Raw genomic sequence first — 22,602 nt, forward strand, 5'->3', positions numbered from 1 at the left:
AATCCCCTTTACAAAACCACTATGGATAAAAGAATTCACCATACTCAAAGAGCATGGTGAACACTATTATTCAGCTACTACGTTAACCTTGATAGTACTTGTAATCTCAGGATGAACACGAACGAGTACGTCATGTACGCCTAATGTTTTCAACGGTTCTTTGATTTCGATTTTCTTTTTATCGATATCTACTTTGTATTGCGCTTTAGCTGCATCGGAAATGTCTTTTGCAGTAACGGAACCAAATACACGACCTTCTTCACCCATGCGAACTTTTACAGTTACTTCAACCTTAGCCAATTGAGCAGCCAAGATTTTAGCTTCGTCATTCGCTACAACTTTGTGGTGAGCAATGGATTCTTGTTTTTGTTTCGCATTATTTACGTTAGTTGCTGTACCTTCAAGGCCAAGACCTTTTTTGATTAATACATTACGGCCATATGCGTCGCTAACTTCAACGATTTCGCCTTTTTTACCAACCTTTTTAACGTCTTCTAACAATACTACTTTCATTGTTCTTCCTCCTCTTTCTCAGCGGAATGAAGGGCTTCAAGAGCATGCTCTAAAATAGCCTTCTTCGCTTCCTCTATCGTCATACCTTGTAATTGGGCACCAGCCACAGTTCTATGACCACCGCCACCCAAGGCTTCCATTACAACCTGTACGTTTACCTTGCCTTTGGATCGAGCACTAACGCCGATACCGCCGTCATTCAAGGAGTAAAGCACAAAGGCTGCTTCAATATCTTCATTACTGATGAGCATGTCCGCACTTTGTGCAGCTAATGCCATCATATCCTTCAAACCTTCAGGTGCTACGGAAATAGCAATCCCTTCAGTTCGACTGGCTTCAAATACCATTTTAGCACGCAATTGAACAGAATCGAAGGTTTCAATAAACAATTGTTTAACCTTTTCAATATCCGCCCCTGCACGGCGCAAGAATGCAGCCGCTTCAAAGGTACGAGCACCAGTTTGTTGAACAAAGTTCTTCGTATCAAGAACGATACCCGCATAAATGCCTGTAGCTTCAGCTTTTGAAAGTTTTACGCCACCACCTGCATATTGTACAAGCTCTGTTACGAGCTCAGATGTAGATGATGCAGTTGGTTCCAAGTACGTAAGCAATGGATTTTCTACAAAGTCCGCTGCACGACGGTGATGGTCGATAACGATGCGTCGTTCAGAAATTTCAAGCGCCTCTTGAGCGGCTACCATTTCTTGACGATGCGTATCACATACGATAGTGAGCGTATTGGCATCTACCCACGCTTTTGCTGCATCGACAGTGATAATATGTTCTTTCCAGAACTCATCTTCTTTAAGAACAGTCACCATTTTATCGATGGCGCTCGTTTCTTTTGAAAGCACGATGCGCAATTCTTTCCCCAAAGTCCGCGCAATGGCTACAACACCGATAATACCACCTAATGCATCGTAGTCTTCACGTTTGTGGCCCATTACAAGGATTTTATCAGAATCAAGCATAAGCTCATGTAAAGCTTGCGATACTACACGAGCACGAACGCGCGTATTCTTTTCAACGCCAGCTGTATTGCCGCCGAAGAAGCGGGTGCTTTCACCATCCATAATACACACTTGGTCACCACCGCGACCTAATGCAATATCTAATGCAGCGCGAGCACGGCTAGAAACCTCTTTTACAGTGCCTACATTCTCGCTAATCCCCACAGAAATCGTAGCTGGCACCTGACGAGGGGACGGCAATTTACGAATGCGTTCAAGCACTTTAAAGCCGTTTTCCTCCATCTCATGAAGAGCGCCACGAGAAATAGCAAAGGTATACATATCATCTTGGAAGTTACGAATAAAGCCTTCATAACGGTCAATTTCATCCATAATGATATTGTTAATATCTGCCCAAACACTAGTATACTCGCGGTCACTAAGACCTTTTGTCAATTCTTCGAGATTATCGATTTGAATCATGCCCCATACAGGCTGATTTTCTTCAGCTTTAATGCGGGCCTTTTCAAGGGACGTAATATCCTTAAAGTACAGTGCCATGACCGCATGTTCGGCCAATTCATCTTCACTATGAATATCTGGTCGCGTATCGCGAGGATCGATGAATTTATAAATGATTTGGAAATATCTTTCATCATATTTTTCCGTCATAAATCCGGATTTGCCCCAGATTTTATCGATACGGAAACCGGGCAATAGAGCAGACATTTTTTGGATCTTATTCCAATCTACTGTAACCCAATCTGCAAAGACACTATTATTCCATATCAAGGTACCTTGTTTATTAACAAGGACAATGCCCATTGGTAAGTTTTGTAAAGCAAAGTTAGAAGCTTGTGTGACGTTTTTCATCATCGCCCCAAACTGTTCTCTTGCTAAACGACGCCGGTTATGAAGGATATTGTAGTTAACCAAATATGCCGCTACTACGATAATTAATGCTAAAACTGCAACAGCCCAGTTCAAATAGGCCAGCAACAATAACAACAATACGATAACGGTAATAATGGTAACTTCTAAACCTTCCCATTTTCGTTGAAAGGATTTCATAACGGCCTCCTTTCTATTACAAGCTACGTTTTTGGAAACGTACTCGCATATCTAAAAACATATCTAAAATACCATATATAACGAGTGCCATAGGACTCATCACATACAAAAAGCCTATAATAGCAAACTTAAAGATGCCTGCCAAGTTATAAGACTTCATAATGGATAGCAAACATGTAATGCCATTTAGACCACATATCATGCCACCAAATAAAGCAATATTGAGGCCTACGTCTGAAAGAATGCCATTAGCATAGCCTAGATACTGTCCGCCATAAGCAAGGATAATACCTACCGCTAATACACCAGCACCCCAAATCGGCATGCGCCATGTATCCATCGTTGGCAATGTACGCATAACACTATTTGTACGACGGCCAATATAGCATACAAGCTTAGCTGAAATATAGGTTACGATTACATTGGCAGCAAACCAGTACGCTAACAGCATACGCTTTGCTTGATCAAAAGCAAAATCTAAGCGGTTAATATACTCATTCATTTGCTCTTGTGTCATAGGTTGCTGTTTCACAGACTCAATAATAGCATTTTTAAGATCTACATCAATCATATGATTAATCTGAGATAAATCAAAGGATGTAAGTCCTGCAGACACGAGAATCCCGATGAGGCTCGTCAACGTAAGTGCAATGGCTGGTATAACGATGAGCTTACCAAAGGACCAATTGGCTCTGAAAGCTTCACCGAGGAAAATACTAGGCAAGGAATATGCCAAGATGGTCGCCATTGCCATTAATGGGCCTACTAAAAGGGAAACAAGAACGAATGCTACCACTGATGCAGCACAACTATATCGGCTGCCCCAACGGATACCAATGATTGCAATCCCAGCTGGCGCAACCAAGGTTGCTAACAAACTGAGGATCGGAACCGTAGAACCTACTATAGTTAACATAACAACGATGGCCGATACAAATGCTGTTTCTACCATCGCTCTTGTATTTGTTTGTTTCATAAATCTCCATTCTAAATAAAAGAAGATAGATTAATTGGTATCTTTTAATTATAACAGTTTAAAAAGGTAACTTCAAATACCCCATATAGTAGATAAATGCGATAGCACCGCTATTTATGGTAGATTTAAAAGGTTCCTTTTAACATGTTAAAAGTACCACACCATGAGGTGCGGTACTTTCATATATTGTATTTGATTATACGTCTTGAATAATCGGCAAAATCATAGGACGACGGCGAGTTTTATCATAGAAGAATTTACCCAACGCGTCACGTACGTTTTGCTTAATAGTAGTCCAATCTTTGATGCGTTGCATTTCGCATTCTTCAAGGACTTGGTCTACACGGTGTTCTGCAGCAATCATAAGTTCTTCTGCATCACGTACGTATACGAAGCCACGAGATACGAGGTCTGGACCAGCTACGATTGTACCAGAAGCTTTGTCCATCGCCATGACAACGATAACCATACCTTCTTGAGCCAATTGTTGACGGTCGCGGATAACGATGTTACCTACGTCACCAACGCCAAGGCCATCTACGAAGATAGCGCCAGCTTGTACACGACCGGCTTTGCGACCACCATCTTTATCGAATTCAAAGATTTGACCATTGTCGCCGATAAGGACTTTCTTAGGATCTACGCCCATAGCTACACCAAGTTCACCATGACGGCGCAACATGCGGTACTCACCATGAACTGGGATGAAGTATTCTGGACGAACAAGGTTAAGCATTGTTTTAAGCTCTTCTTGGCTCGCATGACCAGATACGTGGATACCACGATCTTTACCGTATACTACGTGACAACCTAGGCGAAGCAAGTTATCAATAGTTCTACCTACAGCACCTTCGTTACCAGGAATTGGTGTAGCAGAGATGATAACAGTATCATTCGGTGCCAATTCTACAGTACGGTGATTGCTAGTAGCCATGCGGGACAAGCCTGCCATTGGTTCGCCTTGAGAACCTGTTGTTAAGATCATGATTTGATCATCCGTGTAGTTGTGCATTACATCTACGTCGATGATTGTATTTGGTGGAATGTTCAAGTAACCGCGTTCTTGAGCGATTTCTGTAACATTTACCATGCTGCGGCCCATAACAACAACCTTACGGTTGAACATAACTGCCGCATCAATAGCTTGTTGAATACGGGATACGTTAGATGCGAATGTAGCCAATACAACGCGGCCTTTCGCTTCGCCTACAGCTTGTTTAATAGCAGGACCTACGGAGCTTTCAGAGCCTGTAGTACCTGGTTTTTCTACGTTTGTAGAGTCGGACATCAACGCTAATACGCCTTTATTGCCGAGCTCAGCAAATTTGTGCATATCCATCAAACGGCCATCAACTGGGGTTTGGTCGATTTTAAAGTCCCCTGTGTGAAGTACAGTACCGATTGGTGTATCAAAGTACACAGCGCAGGAGTCAGGAATGGAGTGGTTTGTTTGGATAAAGCCAACCTTAACTTGACCAATTTGCACTTCATCGCCTGCTGCAATAGTACGAAGACATTTTGGAGATACTTTATGCTCTTTGAATTTGCCTTCAATCAAACCACAAACAAGGTTTGTTGCATATACTGGGCAATTGATTTCCTTCATAAGGTACGCCAAGGAACCGATATGGTCCTCGTGACCATGCGTGATAACGACTGCTTTTACGCGGTCCTTATTCTCGATGATATAGCTCATGTCAGGAATAACGATATCTACGCCAAGCATATCTTCGCTAGGGAATGCAAGGCCCGCATCAAGAACGATGATTTCATCTTCATATTGGAAGATGGTCATATTTTTACCGATTTCGCCAAGGCCGCCTAACGGAATAATTTGGAATTTACCCTTGTTAGCGCCATTTGGTGTACGACCTACTAATTCCACAGGAGCCTCTTGATTATTGCGGTTTGTGGAACGATTATTTGGACGGTTGTTATTACGGTTTTGACCATTGCGACCATTATTAGTTCTCGTATTGCGTGTATTTTCACTACGTTCACCACGTGGTGCACGAGTTTGGCGAGGTTTACGTTCTGTACGTTCTTGACCTTCACCTTGCTCAGCATTGCGACGGGTATTTGTACGGCGTGTCGTATTAGTGCGACCACCATTTGCATTTGTACGAGTATTTGTACGGCGTTGGCGTGTTGTGCCTTCACCTTCACCAGTCGCGTATTGACGAGTACGACCTTCGCCAGCAGGACGACGTGTATTAGTGCGGCGGCGAGTTTGTTTATGTTCGCCTTCAGACGCAGCTGTACGAGTAGCAGTTTTCGCTACTGTTGGTTCTGCTTTCACTTGTGCAGTAACCTGATTATCTGTTGTATTCACAGTTCCTCCTAAAATTTTGTTCATTATTTTATTTAACATAGTTTCTTTTCTCACCTATCACTTGAATTGATCTATGCTATGGAGGCCACACAAAGAAAAAGGCGCTAAAATACTAGCGTCTCGTCAAATGGGCGCAAAAATGCGCTATCAATTTTTGCCGTTCCTAGTGTTGTTGTGACCATTTGCCATAGCAAATGAGTATATTGCCATCATTAGACATGTCAGCCGCGACGGGTACGTTCTCTTCGTTCCAATCTAATGAGTTTTGCAATATAATCCGATCGATTTTGATGAAAGCCTCGCTTTCATACGTTATGTCTATTGTAACATAAAAATAGCGTTAACAAAAGAGGGTAGCCCCCATGTTAACGCTATTTCGATATATCATATTCTATTTGTCATCGTCTGGCATAGTTTTGTAAAAGCCTTCTATACGCCAAGCACCATTCTCTTCAATGACAGAAATATAGCGCTTCATCGGCGTGGATTCTACAACACCGGCGCCAACCTTTGTAGTTTGTAGATTTGCATCAAAGACAATTCGTTTCAAATCCCCTGTGCGACTCACTCGTGTAACACCTAGGGACACTACATCCACCTTTGGAGCCTGTTTCATGGACTCTAGCCATTTTTGCTTCTCCACTGGATTTGTACTAGCTTGGCTCATGATATAGGTGAAAGCCTTATCATAATCCTTGTTATTTACGGCATCAAAATAATTTTGTACAGAAGCTCGTGCCGCTTCCGCACTACCTTCACCAACGATAGCGTTTGTAAGCCATCCGTCAGGGAATACTTCATTAGCTGGGCCCATCGAACGTAAAGATACACCAAATACACAAATTACAACCACAAGTATACCTACAAGAACGCGTGTTGTAAGAGCACTGCTCGTAGGAGATACTTTCATAATAGATGCCAATCGCTTGTCTATAACAAGATGCTGCAACGCATTACCATATTGATTGTCTTGAGGCTGACCTTTTAAGCATAATAAGCCTAATACGATCAGTGGCCCTACAAAGGGAATGAGAAACAGCAACAATGTAGCACTACTTTTACCCGTATCATGGAGACGTCGTACAGATAGCGCAATCAAAGGCATCAAAGAAACTAAACTAAGTATAGCAACGATAAGACCTGCCAATCCGATTAGATACGGTCCTGTATGCAATATGGCTGTCAAACCATAAAATACCGCTAACAAGCCAATAATAGCAATATGCCACAATAATAGAAACTGGAAAAACTCCCTACGAGAAGCGCGACCATCAGTATCCATGAACTTCGTGCCCATCACATGGAGGAATGTATCCTTATAGCTTAGCTGATAATGAGACAACGGATAAATCACATCACCTTCTGGTGCAATGCGCTCCACCTCTGTTGCCACCGTATACTGTCCGCAAGTAGGACAAAACATAGCTGCCTCATCACAATAATGACGGCAAGCATCACAATAACGTTTCATAAACTTCTCTCCAAAACTCTCAATCGTTTATTACTTTAAACCTCTCAATCGTTTGTTATTTTAAATATGTATCTACCGCCTCAGCGAACCCTTGTCGATAGAGATTAGCCCCGCCGTTTGCAGGATGGCGTAAGCCAATGGCAACTAGGCCAAATTTGCCCATTGTATCAGCAGATTTTTGCCCTACTGCAAGTATAAGAGGTTCTACACCGCCTAACTCTAGATGTAACTCTAACAAGCGTTTTGTGTACTCCCAACCTAATTGTTGTTCTCTCTCCGTAGGCGTGCGGTTCGTCAATGGATTTCCATCCTTATGTGGATGAAACGGGAATATATTCCACAACAATGTATCATAGGGGGCGATACCTTTTTCTACGATAGCACTCCACACCACCGTATCAGTAGGTTCATTAAAGCCATCCTTCTGCTGTGTTCCTTTCAATAAAGAACTAGTAGGAGAACTAGTCCGTTCCAATCGAATAAACGTGACATCCTTCGCACGAATGGTTTTGTGCTTATCTAATAGCATTCTCTCACAAGTAATAGCAATACCTGTGAAGCGTCCCCCTTGATACCCTACAGCCTCAGCCACTACAAAAACCTTAGCTCGACCTAAACGAGGCAATAAATAGGCTACCAAATTATCTCGACGCACTTGGGCCGCATCAAAACCATCTGTAACGATCTCTAAATCAGGATTTACCTCTCCCCAAGGATTATGAACGAGACTACCTTGATACTGAGCAAGCCAATCTACAAAACCGCGCACCTTCTCTACTCTCTCTGCATCAAAGGACTCTATATATTCATCAAAAGACATGCTCTTCTCTAACTCAAATAAAGACATACAGCCTCCAGTTTAAATTTCATATGTTATTACCGATATATATCTACTATACATGATAATTACACGAATTGCATAAGAAATATATAGTTATATGTACTACAATCAAGATGTCACCACTCCGTTCTGGGGAAACAGGTACAGAAAGGAGGTGCACCAGTGAAAGATATTCTTATAATCCTTCTAGTTCCTATCGTGGTAAATGTGACCAGCTATCTCATTTGCAAGTGGTTAGATAGGAAATTTCATGGTGATTAACCCCGTTAGCTTAGACGACCATAAGCAATAAAAAACTCCCTCAAGTATTTCGCGGTTCTTGAGGGAGTTTTTTTGTGCTAACAGTGAATTCTTACAATCCTTCAGCTACTTATAGTATACATTATTTTAGAATTTTGTCCATTATAAAACACCCAAGCAGAAAAGTTCTTGAGTGTTTATTTTGAGATGTATATAACTGATATATAAAACTAAATATAGAACTCGATTTTGTCTTCTTTTGCCAATTGGAATTGTTCGAAGATGTGGTTCCGTATATTAACAAAGTTCGGCGATGTACGGTCGGTTCTATCGATGATGTTTACAGGGATAATAGTTTGTACTCGACCTGGGTTTGCTGCTAGTACTACAACGCGGTCCGCTAGAACTACGGCTTCTTCAATGTCGTGGGTAACGAATACAACCGTCTTGCCTTCTTCACGGCAGATACGAGAAATTTCGTCTTGCAAGTTGATACGTGTTAGTGCATCAAGTGCGCCTAATGGTTCGTCCATGAAGATAATATCTGGATCAACAGCTAGTGCACGAGCGATGGATACACGTTGTTGCATGCCCCCAGATAGTTCTGCAGGATAGCGATTACGGGCATGGTCGAGACCTACCATCTTAACGTATTTATCGATAATAGCAGGACGTTCCTCTTTAGGTACCTTTTTACTTTCAAGGCCAAGCTCAATATTGCTTTCTACTGTACGCCATGGCAACAAGCCATAGTTTTGGAATACTGTTACATATCTGAGCTGAGGGGCTTTCACCTCTTCGCCGTCGATAGTAATAGAACCAGATGTAACGAGCTCAAAGCCTGCCATAGCATTTAATAGCGTACTTTTACCAGAACCAGAAGGACCTAAGAGGCAAATAAACTCGCCTTTTTCAATATCTAAATTAATATCTTCAAGAATGGTGAGTGGTTCCCCATCTTTCATAAATTCCTTGTGTGCATTGCGCACCGAAATGTAACCCATGAGGCCACCTCCTATTTCTCAATACCCCAACGTTTGTAAATCCATTTTTCGATGAGGGATACGCCCCAATCGAGTAAAAGCCCAACGAAACCGATGGTCAAGATGGCTACCATCAATAGGTCGTTACGCAAGTTATTTCTCATATCGATGATGAGGAAGCCAAGACCTGTTTGGGAGCCTACCATTTCGCCTGTTACAAGGAAAATCCACGCCGTACCAAGGGCAATGTGAAGACCAGATGCGATGCCAGGGAATACGGCAGGCAACACGATTTTAAATAACAGTTCAGGCTGTTTAATGCCAAAGTTGCGCGCTACCTTGATGTACACAGGGTCAATATTTTGAATAGCAGACACGGTGGACAATAGTACCGGGAAGAATGCTGCGATAAAGATGATAACGATAGCCGGTGCTTGACCGATACCGAAGAATAGAACGATAAATGGCAACCAAGCCACCGGAGAAATTGGTCGAATAACTTGAACGATAGGATTGATGTAGTTCCAAATCCCCTTGTACCAGCCCAAGATTAAGCCGAGGAAGACACCAGCTACAACAGAAATGATATAGCCGATAAAGAAGCGTACTAAACTATCTGCAATGTCCTTAAAGAGAACGCCATCTCCAATGAGTTCTCCAAAGCCAAGCAACACCTTATATGGCGTTGGTAATAACGCTTCGTTAAATCCGCCGAGGCGAACGATTAATTCCCAAATCAGCCACGCTGCAATAAATGCGCCCGGCACATATGTATATTTCTTCATGGTCCCCCTCCTATGGTAACAATGTTTGATCTACAAACTCTGAATAGGCCGGCACGTTTTTGATTAAATCAATATGTGTCATGTGATGCACGAGCGCATTATACCGGTCCTCTGTAAGAGCTAAATCTTTAAATCCAATCACTTGCAAGGAACGTTCAATAACAGGATCCTTGAACTTCATGTATTTTAAGGAAATCTCCTTTTGTGCCTCTGGATGCTCATCTAAATATGTACCGGCATCGAGATAAGCCTTTGTGAAAGCTTTCGCTAAATCGTGGTGTTCATCGACGAATTTACCATTAAACACAAGGGCACAGCAAATATTGTCATGCCAGAGGTGGTCAGGATCTTCAAAGACCTTACCATTGCCCATTTCCAACGCTAGAGAACCAAATGGTTCAGCCACGCTATAGCCTGCGATTTGGCCTACCGCTAAAGCAGATGGCATTTCAGGAGGGCTCATTTCTACGACTTGTACATCTTTTTCTGTAAGACCAGCACGTTCAAGCATGAGGTCTACCAGGATTTTTTGAGTGGATTGTTTATGAGGGATGGCAAAGGATTTACCTTTTAAGTCTTGGACAGAGTTAATATCCTTATTTACGATAATAATATTACCCTCTGTATGACCCAGTGCAGCAGCACGAACATCAATGCCTTGTTCACGAGCCTTCACGCCTAGCTCAACGAGTACCGATGCAGCATCTACCTTACCTGTATTTAATGCATCCATCAGCTCTGGCCAAGATCCATATTTAACTAGCTCAACATGAACAGGACCATCTGCTGTTTCTAATTCTTTTGTAGCGAATACCGGCAACGCATGGGTAATTGGTAAATAAGCTACCCGTACAGTTTTTAATTCTTGGGCCGTCTTTGGTTTATGGTGCTCATGATAGCCATATGCTATACCACCGATAACCAAGAGAACCGCTGCAATGATTAGATACCAAGTCTTCTTCATAACTTCCCCTCTTTCTACCTCATAACAAGGGGCGTTTTTGACACATGTCATTTCTCGCACATTTCTAAAACCTAGATGAAATATGGTTTTAGAACACCTCGTTTTCAAACTTTATTTATACCCTACTATAACAATATGTATTAATTCTGTCAATAAAACACAGTAATATTATAGGTATTATTATTTAGGTGCGAAAAGTATCAATATAGGCAGTCTACTACACATATAACAATAAGCATACTAGCTAATAGCTAATAGCTAGTAGCTACTAGCAAAACAAACAAAAGATACTCACGAAATACAAAACAGGTAGTATCCATCAGATACTACCTGTTTCTATATGCGCGTTATTCACACATTGTATTAAGTTATTTCATATATATTTAGTTATACTCTATATATTTAGTTATACTCTATATATTTACTGATATCGCATATGTATATATTTACTTGAAGAAAGACTTTTTATTTAATACATATACCTCGGATGTACCTGCTTCGCTAGATTCAGATACATTTGAATAAATAGAAGATTGACGGAAGTGCTTAATCTCTCCTTTTGGAACGATTAACATTACAGGTTTACCAGACGCGATAATCTTGTTAAACTCCTCTTCGTTAACTTGTTCCATAAGATATTTCTTGGACCATTCAGCACTGCGCTTTTTCAATTTATCTCGATCGTCCCAGCGACTTTCATCACCGTTAATCTTAATAATCTTATGACCTGTATAGTATACAGCAGCTGTACTATACCCGTTGTAGTAATAGATATCACCATCATAAGAGTCTACAACAGGCACTACATCAATATTACTACGCTGTTTTACAAATGGTTCTAAACCTTCCACAACAACGATGGAGGAAATAACCATAGTACCTAGGACAATAATACTAACAAGGCGATACCCTTTTTTCGTATACCATGCGTGGAATAAAAGGAATACGGCTACAGCCACCACAACATAGAGCAAGAAATAGAAGCCCCACGGTGCGAAGAATGAGCCCGCAACGTAAGCGATCCATAAGAGTAATGTAGGCCCCATAATAACCCATTTTATAGCTCTCGATTTACCTTTACGTATAATCTTCATAACGCCCATAGCACCAATAGCACTAAATGGAACTAAGCTGACGAATGTATATAAAGGATATTTTGTAGCCATTAAGGTATAGAATAAAAGAATGCCTACGCCCCAAGTCATATTATAGATAAAACCGGTATGTCGTTGTTTAAAGCCATCGATAATACCATAAATAACGGCACCGGTCCACGGCAGAGAAGCACCTAGGAAGATGGCGATATAATACCACCACACATTATCTTCAGGGTGTTCAGATTGTGTGGCCCGTGTTACATTGTGTAGCCCTAAGAAGCCATTGATGAAGTCTTGACCGTGAACGCTGTACATATACACATACCACGGCAAGCAGACTACACAAAAGGCAAGGATGCCTCGCCAGTCAAAGATAGCTTTCACCATCGACCAAGAGCGATTGATACCGGCAAAGACGAGCAAAATCATGCCCGGCAAAACAAGTGCAACGGGCCCCTTTGTGAGCACCCCAAGGGCCGCAAAGATATAGGCCACAATCATAGCATGTGGTTTCTGTTCCACCATCCCCTTATAGGAATAGATCATAACCATGATCGTCGTATATAGCAGTACCATGTCCGTAATAACGCCATGAGCTACGGTCCAGAACATAAGGGATGTACCAAGTACAGCGGCCCCAATTAAGCCGAGGGCCCACTTGCCGCTCATAGTGCACATCGATTGATACATTGTTGCCACTGACAAAGCGCCAAAGATAGCACTTGGTAAACGAACCACCCAATCGGCAATACCAAAGATTTTAAATCCAAGGGCAATGAGCCAATAAATCATAATCGGCTTATCGTACCAATAGGTGCCGTAAATTTGAGGCGACAACCAATCTCCGGAGAGAACCATTTCTTTAGCAGTTAACGCATAGTTAGATTCCACAGGATCGGTAACAGGCAACATATTATTGCCAAATAGATAAAAAACGAGCCATACAATAAATACGACTGGCGTTAATCGTGAAAGTTTCATAAGGGCCTCCTTATCGGCGATTGCGATAGTATTTAAAGCCCAACACAGCAGCTATAATAACAAATACAACAATCATAATAATCAAGAACTCATGATTGTATTGGATTAGATCCTTCCAGTTTTCACCAAGCACTTTGCCTAAGTAAACAAGAAGGATTGTCCAAGGAATCGTACCGAGTACTGTCCAAATGACAAAATGCCACATAGGATAACGAGCCATCCCAGCTGGGAAGGAAATGAATGTACGAACACCTGGCAACAAACGGCCAAAGAATACCGCAGCGCCACCGTATTTATTAAACATCTTTTCAGCTAGCTCAAATTTATGTTCATTAAAGAATATGTATTTACCGTATTTCAAAAGGAGTGGACGTCCGCCGTACTCACCCATCCAGTAGGATAAAATAGAGCCCACAATCCCTGCTAAAATACCTACAACCATAGTCGTATGTAGATCAAATATGCCTTGAGCAATCAGATACCCTGCAAAACCTAAGACGATTTCACTAGGAATAGGAATATTAGCATTTTCCAAAACCATTGCAATAAACATGGCTGCATAGCCATACGTTTCCATAAACGAAATAATATATTCCACTGTTTTACCCCTTTTAAATCCCCATATGGGTTCCATATGCACAAAATTTTGCACATAGTATTTTCATTGTTATCATACCTATTCGGTATACCTTATATTTTACCATAATAAAAAGGCCCTCACCACAGGGGAAAGCCTTTTTACTATTTAACTGTATGCGATTATTGCAATTCAGTAGTTTGAGTTGTTACTTCACGAGCCGTAGTAAATGCAGCTAGTTCTGCATCACCAGAACCAAGGATTACTTTGTTAGCTACTAGCGCGTTAGCCGCTGTTTTAGCATCTTGTAAAGTAATTCCAGCACGAGGAGCACTAATTGTGACTGATGTGCTTTTACCACCGACCGTAGAAAATGTAAGATATACAACGCGTTTTTCCGCCATGTGGGCGCCTCCTTTCACGTTTCATAAACAAGTTCTCAAATCTAGATAGAACGAGGCAATCGTTGGAATTATATAGTTCCTCTAAGATCAAATATGTCTATCTACGATTCATATCAATAAGGATGGGAATGTGTGGACTTGCGATTTCTATACCCTGTTACGACTATTTATAGGTATATAAAATCAGCAATAAGGATGTGTTTGGATCACCTACAAAAGTAATTAATCATTGTGATTAATGTCCTAAGGATACTTCATTGACGCGGACCACGTCGGACAAGCTGTGGTCATACAAGGCTGCCAGCGCATTACCAACGGTTTTCACATTATCGTCGGACGCTTCTTCTGCAACACGAGTATAGGTTACGTCTTTGTACTTCGGCGCATCTTCGGTGCCGATGTTAAAGCGCAATACCAATTTTGTGCGTTTAATGTTAGCCATCGTATCACCTCCTTTCACCCTCTTATATTCCTGAGGGCCCCTCTCGACAACCCCCTCTAGAGTAATTACGGTAATCATTGTGAAAGTTTGGGAACTACGGCTCTAACTCTGTACTTATGGAAGTAACTATATACTTCTTATACCAACTATATAACTTCAAAAGTAACTATATAGATTTCATTAAACTTCTAGCAGTATTAAAACAATAAGGTTCTTATAAATATAAAAAGACCTTTACTGTTCCTAGCTATATATAACTAGGAACAGTAAAGGTCTATAAACACTATAAAGGACCATTAGCAATAGTACCAGTATGTTAAAACACTTAAATTCAACACTATTCGGTTTTCAATGCCAACATAAAGTCATAGGCTTTAACGGCTGCTTCTGTATCCACAAAGTGTAATGGATTTAACATACGACAGAATTTAAAGAGACATTCGTGTTTACGTAAAACATCTTTCACATGTAATACAGTATCTCGAGCCGTACGAGCAGAGCTATAACCATTCATCATGGCATATAGGTAAGAAATCGGCAAATTATCTTCACGCAAGTAGCTGTGAACGAAGATCAGCAAATCCCAACCTTGCGCTGTTAATTCAGGCCAACGACGGCCATTTTCCCAATCTAACAAAGTAATCTTATCTGTATCAGGATCATAGGTAATATCTCTCATGGCAGGGCGCCCATGAGATAAACCATAGTCATGGAGTTGTCCCAATGTTTTACCAAAGATATAGAAGATATGAGTCACCATATCTTGTAAGCTATCATCATCAGGATGTTGAGCCGGCAATTCGCTATAATAGGTTAATGTTTTACCAGACCCTTCTGTAACGAAATAATGCTCTCTAAATCCAGCAATTACAGGCGCTACAGGTAGCTGTGTATTTATAAAGGATATTTTATAGAACTCATAATCAAAGGCAGCTCTAGGAGATGGTTTAATCCAACTAGAGCGGCGATTACTGATATCTTGCTTTACATAATAGGTTTTATCGTTAAACTCTACAGGAAAAACACGATGGTCTTTCTCTTGATCAATCATGCGATCGATATATTCTAATAACATATCATTCATTATGGCCTCCCCTTGTATAACACTCTACAACACTAATACTCCCATTTATACAGAATCTAAATTATTGAATACAAAACTCTCCATCTAGGCTAAGTAAGTGCACTCATTACACATAGCCTCATATTTGTTCATATCCATTCTTATTCAAATAGATTATATATCTCTATAATTAATTAAAAGTAACAACACATTAGTTGTTACTCATATAAGTGTATACAATTAATGTTTTTATTATACTACAATTATGACCTGATATCAAAAGAAAAACCCCCTAGCCTAAGCTAGGGGGTTCTTCTGGTAATTATGATAATAGGTTTAGATTTAAGACAGTACGAGGACCAACTGAGGTCATGTCTAAATCAAACGAATTAACCAACGAATTTAGTCACTGCTGCAGTATCAGTTAAGTGACGTTTAGGCATGCCCATTTCTTCAGGGGAAATGCCAAGAGCAAGACCCACTAATTGGGACATGTGCAAGATTGGCATATCTTTGCCACCGCCAACAACTTCTTTTGCTTCTTTTTGGAACATATCAAGTTGCATTTGGCAAAGTGGGCAAGGAGTTACTACGCAATCTGCGCCTTCTGTAGCTGCATCTTTGTTGATGGAGCCAGTCATTTGCATTACGGAATCATGTGCAGGGTATACAGCATGGAAACCGCAGCAATCAAGTTTACGGGAGAAGTCGATTGGTGTAGCACCGATAGCAGAGATCAAATCTGCTAAGGATGTAGGCATTTGATAATCTTCGAAGCCCAATTCAGTTTGAGGACGAAGAATATGGCAACCATAGTATTCAGCTACACGTAAACCAGTTAAAGGTTTAACAACTTTAGCTTTCAATTTATCCAAACCGTAATCGCGGATCAATACCCATAAGAAATGAGTGATATCAGTTGTACCGCGGTATTGTTTACCGATTTGAGCTAATTTTTTGTTAACTTCGTTCTTTTCTTTTTCGTTGTTATCAAGCTCGTTTTTAGCTTCACGAAGCATCAAAGTACAAGTGTTACATACAGTTAAAAGGTTCAAACCTTTTTCTTCTGCCAATGCAATGTTACGAGCATTTGTAGCAAGTGTAATTTCTGGAGCGATGTCTTGAACGTGGGACGCGCCGCAGCAAGTCCAGCCGTCAAGCTCTTCCAACTCGATGCCTAATTTTTTAGCTACAGCAACTGTTGCTAAGTAGTCTTCTTTGGCAGCGCTTTCAAGAACGCAACCTGGGAAAAATGCGTATTTCATTATTTGCTTACCTCCTCAGCTGCTTTCATAAGTCTGCGAACACCATCAATACCATTTACAGGTTTTTGAGGTACTACAAGTTCGAATGGATTGATTTTGCTGTGTTTCCACAAACGTAAAGCATAGAATGCTTGTTTAGCGGAATCAACAACACCATCAGATTTCAAGCTCATAGAAACTTCTTTCAAGCGACCAGTTTTGTAGAGATCGTCTTTGAAAGCAACTGCATGGCGAACGCCTTTGCTGTTAGTAAGACCAGCTTTTGTAGCTTCTTTACGCAAGTTGGAAATATCTTGAGCAGGTTTTAAGTGTTTAGGGCAACGGGAGATACAGTTCATGCAGTGAACACATTTCCAAAGACCGTTGTCGAATGCAGGTTGAATGTGAGCCATAGGTGCATCATCACGGCTATCCAATACGAAACGGTTAGCTTTTGTGAATACATATGGTTCTAAGAAATCATCTTGACGTGCAGTCAATTTGTTACATTCAGATGCGCAGCAACCACAAAGGATACATTCTGTACCAGCAACGAATTTTTTGAAGTCAGCTGGAGTTTGGCGAACGATTTTGTCACCTTCGTTGAATTCTGCTTTAAGGAAGATCCAAGGAGCAACTGTTTTCAAACGATCAACTTTTGCTTCCCAGTCAACAACTAAGTCACGGATAACGCGGAAGTTGCCAATAGGTGCAATTGTCAATTCATCAGTACCATAACGTTCTGTTAATTCGTCGATTTTAGCTTCGCAACCAAGCATTGCTTCGCCATTTACACGAATGGAGCAAGCGCCGCAAACTGCGGAACGGCAAGCTGCCAAGAATGTTAAAGTTGGATCTTGAGTATCTTTAATTTTTTGAAGGCCCCAAAGAATTGTACGGTCAGCTTCATAGTCGAATTTGAAAGTCTGTACAAACGCGCGACCTTGTTGGTAACGGTGAATATGGTAGGTGATTTGTCTCATCTTAGTACTTCCTTTCTTGTGGTTCGTATTTAGTGAACACTACGTCGCGTTCAGTCAATTCGTACTCGCCGTTAGCACCCAATTTGATCAAAGAGTGTTTTAAGTATCTTTCATCATTACGTTTTGGATGGTCTTCACGGATATGAGCACCACGAGATTCACGACGGTGTAAAGCGCCCATAGCAATAGCTTTAGCTACTGTTAACATGGAACCGATTTCACAATAGTTAACGAATGCCATGTTGTAAGTACGTTCAGGGTCACCTACATAACAAGTTTTGTAATCTTCGATCAATTGATCGATTTCTTTTAATGCTTCAGTAATACCTTCTTCATTACGGAAGATACCTACTTTGTTCCACATTGCATCAGCCAATGCATCGCGGATTTCAACTACTGGACGGCCACCTTCACGAGTTGTTACTTCAGTGAATTTTTCTTCCCAGTGTTTAGCAGCTGCAGCTAATTCTGCATCTACGTTAACTTGTTCATGTGTTTCAGCATAGTCAGCTGCACCAGCACCGGATACTTTACCGAATACTACGCCGTCTGCCAAGGAGTTACCACCTAAACGGTTAGCACCATGGATGGAGATACAAGAAGCTTCGCCGGAGGAGAACAAACCAGGCAATTCACATGCACAAGTTTTGTAATCTACTACGTCGATACCGCCCATTGTATAGTGACATGTAGGACGAATAGGTACTGGTTGAGTCAATGGATCGCAATGTTCGAAGCACATAGCCAAGTCACGGATACCATGAAGTTTTTCGATGATAACTTCAGGTCCTAAGTGACGAAGGTCAGCTACTACGTATGCGTTAAGACCAGAACCGAAACCACGACCTGCAGCGATTTCATCTTCGATTGCTTTCGCTACAACGTCACGGGATGCTAATTCCATTTTGTTAGGCGCATATTTTTTCATGAAACGTTCGCCTTCAGCGTTAAGAAGGTAACCACCTTCACCACGAACCGCTTCGGACATCAAGATACCAGTACGACCAAGACCAGTTGGATGGAATTGAATCATTTCCATATCTTTCAATGCATTACCAGCGCGGAACGCTGCTGCCATACCATCGCCTGTGGAAAGGAATGGGTTAGTAGTACGAGTCCAGAAGATACGGCCTGCACCACCAGTAGACAAGATAATAGCTTTAGCTTTAATTTGTTCTACGCGACCTTCTTTCATGTTCCAAACTACAGCGCCACCAACGTGACCTTCTGCAGATTTAACAAGATCTAAAAGGTACCATTCTTGTAAGAAGTGTACGCCTTCTTTCAAGCATTGTTCGTAAGTTGTGTGCAAAATAACGTGACCAGTTTTATCCGCAGAGTAGCAAGTACGTGGATAGGATTGACCACCGAAGTTACGTTGCGCAATTTTGTTTTCTTGAGTACGGGAGAATGGAGCACCCATGTGGTCCATTTCAAGTACGCCTTCTGGACAACGAGAGCAGAAGAATTCGATCGCATCTTGGTCGCCAAGATAGTCAGAACCTTTTACTGTGTCGAAAGTATGTGTTTCGATTGTGTCTTCAGCTGCAACGTTGTTCAAACATGCATTTACACCGCCTTGCGCCATTGCTGTTGCAGAGCGAGTTGGGAAAATTTTAGTAATAAGAGCTACATTTAAGCCTTTGCGACGACCAACTTCAAGAGCCGCGCGTTGACCAGCGCCACCGCTACCTACTACTAGAACATCAAACTGTTCCATAATGACCTCCTCATAACTACCTATTAATAAGAAAACTTGTTAGACTATCTCATTTCAAAAACTTATAAAAATTTTTGATAACCTAATCATTTTTCTTTCAAGAAAAGCCCCATACTTATGCGACTTTTCTTATAGCTTTACATATAATTATAGAGAGCATTTTGTATGATGTCTAAACCCTATTATGCATAATTAATTTCGATTAATCTAACTGATAATTTATTTCACTTAGTGTTTTTCTTGTTTACATATGAACATTTAAAATAGATTTATGAATATTTCATACAGGAAGTTAAGGATATTACGAAAGTAATTCGGTTCCGAAATTTTTGTATATTTTTATTTCCGCTAGACCCTTAACAAGTCTTATTAATACTGACTTTATAAGATTACCAAACTGTTCATAATAATTAATATCCGTTAAATTCCTACTAAAACTACCTAGATTTTAATCATCGAAAATCATCAAATTTCTACGGCTATTATTGGTATTTAACTCTCTGATAATTATTATCATAAGTTTTTTTAGTGATTTCTTTCACACTCGCCAAAATTGGCAAAATCCTGTCCATCTATGCGCATACGGCAATCTTCGATATAGTTCATCTTCATTCATTAGCAGAATTCATTAAGTTTCAAGTTTTCTTCGTTTTTAAGCTCTCAAAACATGAAGAACAGGCTTATAAACTCGCATATACATTCATCTTTTGCTCATTCCTGTTGTATAAGGTATGATAATAGATAAATAAGTTATATAATATTATATATATAGTCAACTCTATATGGTGTTGTGGCTTTCACCAAAATGAAAGCATATATATATAATGACTATATTAATGTAGTTGGAGAGCTATATTTTTAACTCATACATAAGGAGAACAGAGAATGAAAATTTTACTTGTAGAAGACGAAGAAATGCTGAATGGCATTACGGCCAAATATTTGCGTGCAGAGAATATGACAGTTGATACATGCTTCAATGGTCAACAAGCTATCGATTATGTAAATACATCTAGCTATGACGTTATCGTTATGGATATCATGATGCCAGTCCTTGACGGCATTAGCGCTCTTGCACAAATGCGCAACGACGGCAATACAACACCTGTATTGCTTTTAACTGCAAAAGATTCCTTACAAGATAAAGTTACAGGCCTCAACACAGGCGCTGACGATTACCTTGTAAAACCTTTCGATCTTGAAGAATTAACAGCTCGTATTTATGCATTGGCTCGTCGTAATGCACGTCATGCACAAAACGATATCCACGTAGGTCCGCTTACAATCAATGTGCCTCAACGTACTGTTAAACGCGATGGTGAAACAATCACATTGACTGCCAAAGAGTTCGACCTCTTATTCTATTTAGCAAGTAACGAAAACATCGTATTATCCCGTCAACAAATTCTTGACCATGTTTGGGAATACGACTATGAAAGCTACTCTAATCTTATCGATGTATACATCAAAGATTTACGTAAAAAGATCGATACTGATGAGAATGTAAAACTCATTCAAACAGTTCGTGGAGTAGGGTATGTCCTCAAAACCGAAAACTAATGATCCTCACCGAGATCTAGACACCATGTCTGGGGCAGCTACCGATTTATTTAATCGGCTGCCCCTCACTTTTAAAATTATGTCTTGGTATACCATCTTTTTGCTCATCATTTTGATGGTTGCCTCTGCCTGGATTTATGCCTACACGCACGAATCCGACAACAAAGAAGTGCGGGAGCGCTTACAGCAGCAAGCAATGATCATGGCTACGGATATTCGCAAATTTAAACCGTACCAAGATAATACATTCTTCTTTGTTTCTACCCAAGACGGCTATATTATTAAAGGCGCCTTACCAGACGGCTTCCCGAATCAAACAGTCCTCTCCTTAGGACAGGTTGGAGAAATTGCTGTTGGTGACGACACATTCTATTACTACGATACGCCGGTTAACGAACCAAACTATCGTGGTATTTTGCGTGCTGTTACAAAGGTAAAAACAGCCTCTAAAAAGACAGAAAACCTATTATATAGTTTATTATTAGGTGATGTTATCTTCTTGTTGATTTCATCACTAGGTGGTTATCTATTCATCAAAAAAGGCCTCAAGCCGGTCCGAACCTTGACGAAAACAGCTAAGGTTATCGGCAAGAACAATGACTTGAGCCGCCGTATTGATATTCCATCCCGCACAGCGCGAGATGAAATCTACGAGCTTACCACCACATTCAACCGCATGATTTCAGGTCTGGAAGACTCCTCTAATCGGGAGAAACAGTTTAGTTCTGACGTATCTCATGAGTTGCGTACACCAATTGCTGTTATTAAAGCAGAAAGTGAATTCGCTTTAAAATACGGCCGTACAGAGGACGATTTGCGAGAAGGCTTAACACATATCTTAGAACAAGCCAAGTTTATGACTAACCTCGTAAGTCAATTGCTCGATGTAGCGCGCCTAGAGAACGCTCACGAACTCAACTTAGCACCTGTAGATGTATCGTTGATGTTAACCAATATGGTTCATGACTATACACGACTTGTTGCAGAAAATACAGAAAAAAAGATTTCTATCACATCCAATATTCAACCGCATATGAGTATCGTGGCTCATGAAGTGTCCTTACGTCGTGCCATTACGAACTTGGTGGACAATGCCATCAAGTTTACGAATTCCACCATCGACATTTCAGCCAAGCTTGCCGGTGGTGAACTTGTTATTACGGTAACAGATAACGGCATCGGTATCGAGCCAGAAAACCTTGAGCATATTTGGGATCGCATGTATCAAACAGAACAATCTCGAAATAAAAAATCCAACCATGGCATTGGCCTTGGTCTATACTTTGTAAATAAGGTTATTAACTTGCACCACGGCACAGTTACTGCCACCAGTGAACCACAAGTTAAAACTACATTTACAGTACGATTACCGTACAACAAAACTGAAGAATAAACAAAAAAC

The 22,602-nt window shown here is 40.8% G+C and carries 19 protein-coding genes; 2 read left to right on the plus strand and 17 right to left on the minus strand.

The genetic code is table 11. The annotated features are described in order from the left end of the window. Positions 1-66 precede the first annotated feature (66 nt). The 17 genes from rplI to ACSV5T_RS04430 all read right to left on the minus strand — a co-directional run bounded on the left by rplI (position 67) and on the right by ACSV5T_RS04430 (position 19,640). Complete coding sequence (rplI, locus tag ACSV5T_RS04350; protein ID WP_105089868.1) at positions 67-513, minus strand: 50S ribosomal protein L9; 447 nt, start codon at positions 511-513, stop codon at positions 67-69. Next, positions 510-2,537 (minus strand): DHH family phosphoesterase, encoded by a 2,028-nt coding sequence (locus ACSV5T_RS04355; RefSeq protein WP_438320366.1) that lies wholly within the window; start codon positions 2,535-2,537, stop codon positions 510-512. The genes rplI and ACSV5T_RS04355 overlap by 4 nt, the downstream gene beginning before the upstream one ends. Positions 2,538-2,553: 16 nt before the next feature. Next, positions 2,554-3,513 carry a DUF2232 domain-containing protein gene (locus ACSV5T_RS04360; RefSeq protein WP_295782298.1) on the minus strand — a complete coding sequence of 320 codons (960 nt, stop codon included), beginning with the start codon at positions 3,511-3,513 and terminating at the stop codon, positions 2,554-2,556. 196 nt (positions 3,514-3,709) lie between these two features. Then, positions 3,710-5,884 carry a ribonuclease J gene (locus tag ACSV5T_RS04365; RefSeq protein ID WP_438320367.1) on the minus strand — a complete coding sequence of 725 codons (2,175 nt, stop codon included), beginning with the start codon at positions 5,882-5,884 and terminating at the stop codon, positions 3,710-3,712. Positions 5,885-6,236: 352 nt separating this feature from the next. Beyond that, complete coding sequence (locus tag ACSV5T_RS04370) at positions 6,237-7,316, minus strand: DUF805 domain-containing protein (protein WP_438320368.1); 1,080 nt, start codon at positions 7,314-7,316, stop codon at positions 6,237-6,239. A gap of 55 nt (positions 7,317-7,371) precedes the next feature. Further along, complete coding sequence (locus tag ACSV5T_RS04375; RefSeq protein WP_438320369.1) at positions 7,372-8,163, minus strand: uracil-DNA glycosylase; 792 nt, start codon at positions 8,161-8,163, stop codon at positions 7,372-7,374. A gap of 464 nt (positions 8,164-8,627) precedes the next feature. After that, entirely contained in the window at positions 8,628-9,401 is a 774-nt protein-coding gene (locus ACSV5T_RS04380; RefSeq protein WP_105089874.1) for an ABC transporter ATP-binding protein, read from the minus strand. 11 nt (positions 9,402-9,412) lie between these two features. Beyond that, a complete protein-coding gene (locus ACSV5T_RS04385) occupies positions 9,413-10,165 on the minus strand; it encodes an ABC transporter permease (protein WP_325192539.1) in 753 nt (250 codons plus the stop codon). Between the two features lie 10 nt (positions 10,166-10,175). Continuing rightward, complete coding sequence (locus ACSV5T_RS04390; protein WP_438320370.1) at positions 10,176-11,129, minus strand: ABC transporter substrate-binding protein; 954 nt, start codon at positions 11,127-11,129, stop codon at positions 10,176-10,178. Positions 11,130-11,575: 446 nt separating this feature from the next. Continuing rightward, positions 11,576-13,207, minus strand: coding sequence for an ArnT family glycosyltransferase (locus ACSV5T_RS04395; RefSeq protein ID WP_438320371.1), 1,632 nt, complete (start codon positions 13,205-13,207; stop codon positions 11,576-11,578). A gap of 10 nt (positions 13,208-13,217) precedes the next feature. Continuing rightward, entirely contained in the window at positions 13,218-13,805 is a 588-nt protein-coding gene (locus tag ACSV5T_RS04400; protein WP_295868435.1) for a DedA family protein, read from the minus strand. A gap of 161 nt (positions 13,806-13,966) precedes the next feature. Beyond that, entirely contained in the window at positions 13,967-14,188 is a 222-nt protein-coding gene (locus tag ACSV5T_RS04405; protein ID WP_009352278.1) for a DUF2922 domain-containing protein, read from the minus strand. Between the two features lie 235 nt (positions 14,189-14,423). Beyond that, positions 14,424-14,630, minus strand: a complete 207-nt coding sequence (locus tag ACSV5T_RS04410) for a DUF1659 domain-containing protein (protein WP_009352393.1) — start codon at positions 14,628-14,630, stop codon at positions 14,424-14,426. A 337-nt stretch (positions 14,631-14,967) separates the two neighbouring features. Beyond that, entirely contained in the window at positions 14,968-15,714 is a 747-nt protein-coding gene (locus tag ACSV5T_RS04415) for a hypothetical protein (RefSeq protein ID WP_227721527.1), read from the minus strand. Positions 15,715-16,082: 368 nt separating this feature from the next. Next, a complete protein-coding gene (locus tag ACSV5T_RS04420) occupies positions 16,083-16,958 on the minus strand; it encodes a CoB--CoM heterodisulfide reductase iron-sulfur subunit B family protein (protein WP_005385098.1) in 876 nt (291 codons plus the stop codon). Next, positions 16,958-17,920 (minus strand): succinate dehydrogenase/fumarate reductase iron-sulfur subunit, encoded by a 963-nt coding sequence (locus ACSV5T_RS04425; RefSeq protein ID WP_005385096.1) that lies wholly within the window; start codon positions 17,918-17,920, stop codon positions 16,958-16,960. Before ACSV5T_RS04425 ends, ACSV5T_RS04420 begins: the two co-directional genes overlap by 1 nt. 1 nt (position 17,921) lies before the next feature. Then, complete coding sequence (locus ACSV5T_RS04430) at positions 17,922-19,640, minus strand: FAD-binding protein (RefSeq protein WP_438320372.1); 1,719 nt, start codon at positions 19,638-19,640, stop codon at positions 17,922-17,924. A gap of 885 nt (positions 19,641-20,525) precedes the next feature. Between ACSV5T_RS04430 and ACSV5T_RS04435 the strand changes: the two genes are divergently transcribed. Beyond that, positions 20,526-21,200 (plus strand): response regulator transcription factor, encoded by a 675-nt coding sequence (locus ACSV5T_RS04435; protein WP_005385087.1) that lies wholly within the window; start codon positions 20,526-20,528, stop codon positions 21,198-21,200. Next, the gene (locus tag ACSV5T_RS04440; RefSeq protein WP_438320373.1) at positions 21,178-22,593 is read left to right on the plus strand and encodes an ATP-binding protein; all 1,416 of its coding nucleotides are present in this window, start codon (positions 21,178-21,180) and stop codon (positions 22,591-22,593) included. Before ACSV5T_RS04435 ends, ACSV5T_RS04440 begins: the two co-directional genes overlap by 23 nt. Positions 22,594-22,602: the final 9 nt, after the last annotated feature.

It is taken from the genome of Veillonella sp. ZSJB6, from assembly GCF_051549505.1.
Taxonomy (GTDB): domain Bacteria; phylum Bacillota; class Negativicutes; order Veillonellales; family Veillonellaceae; genus Veillonella.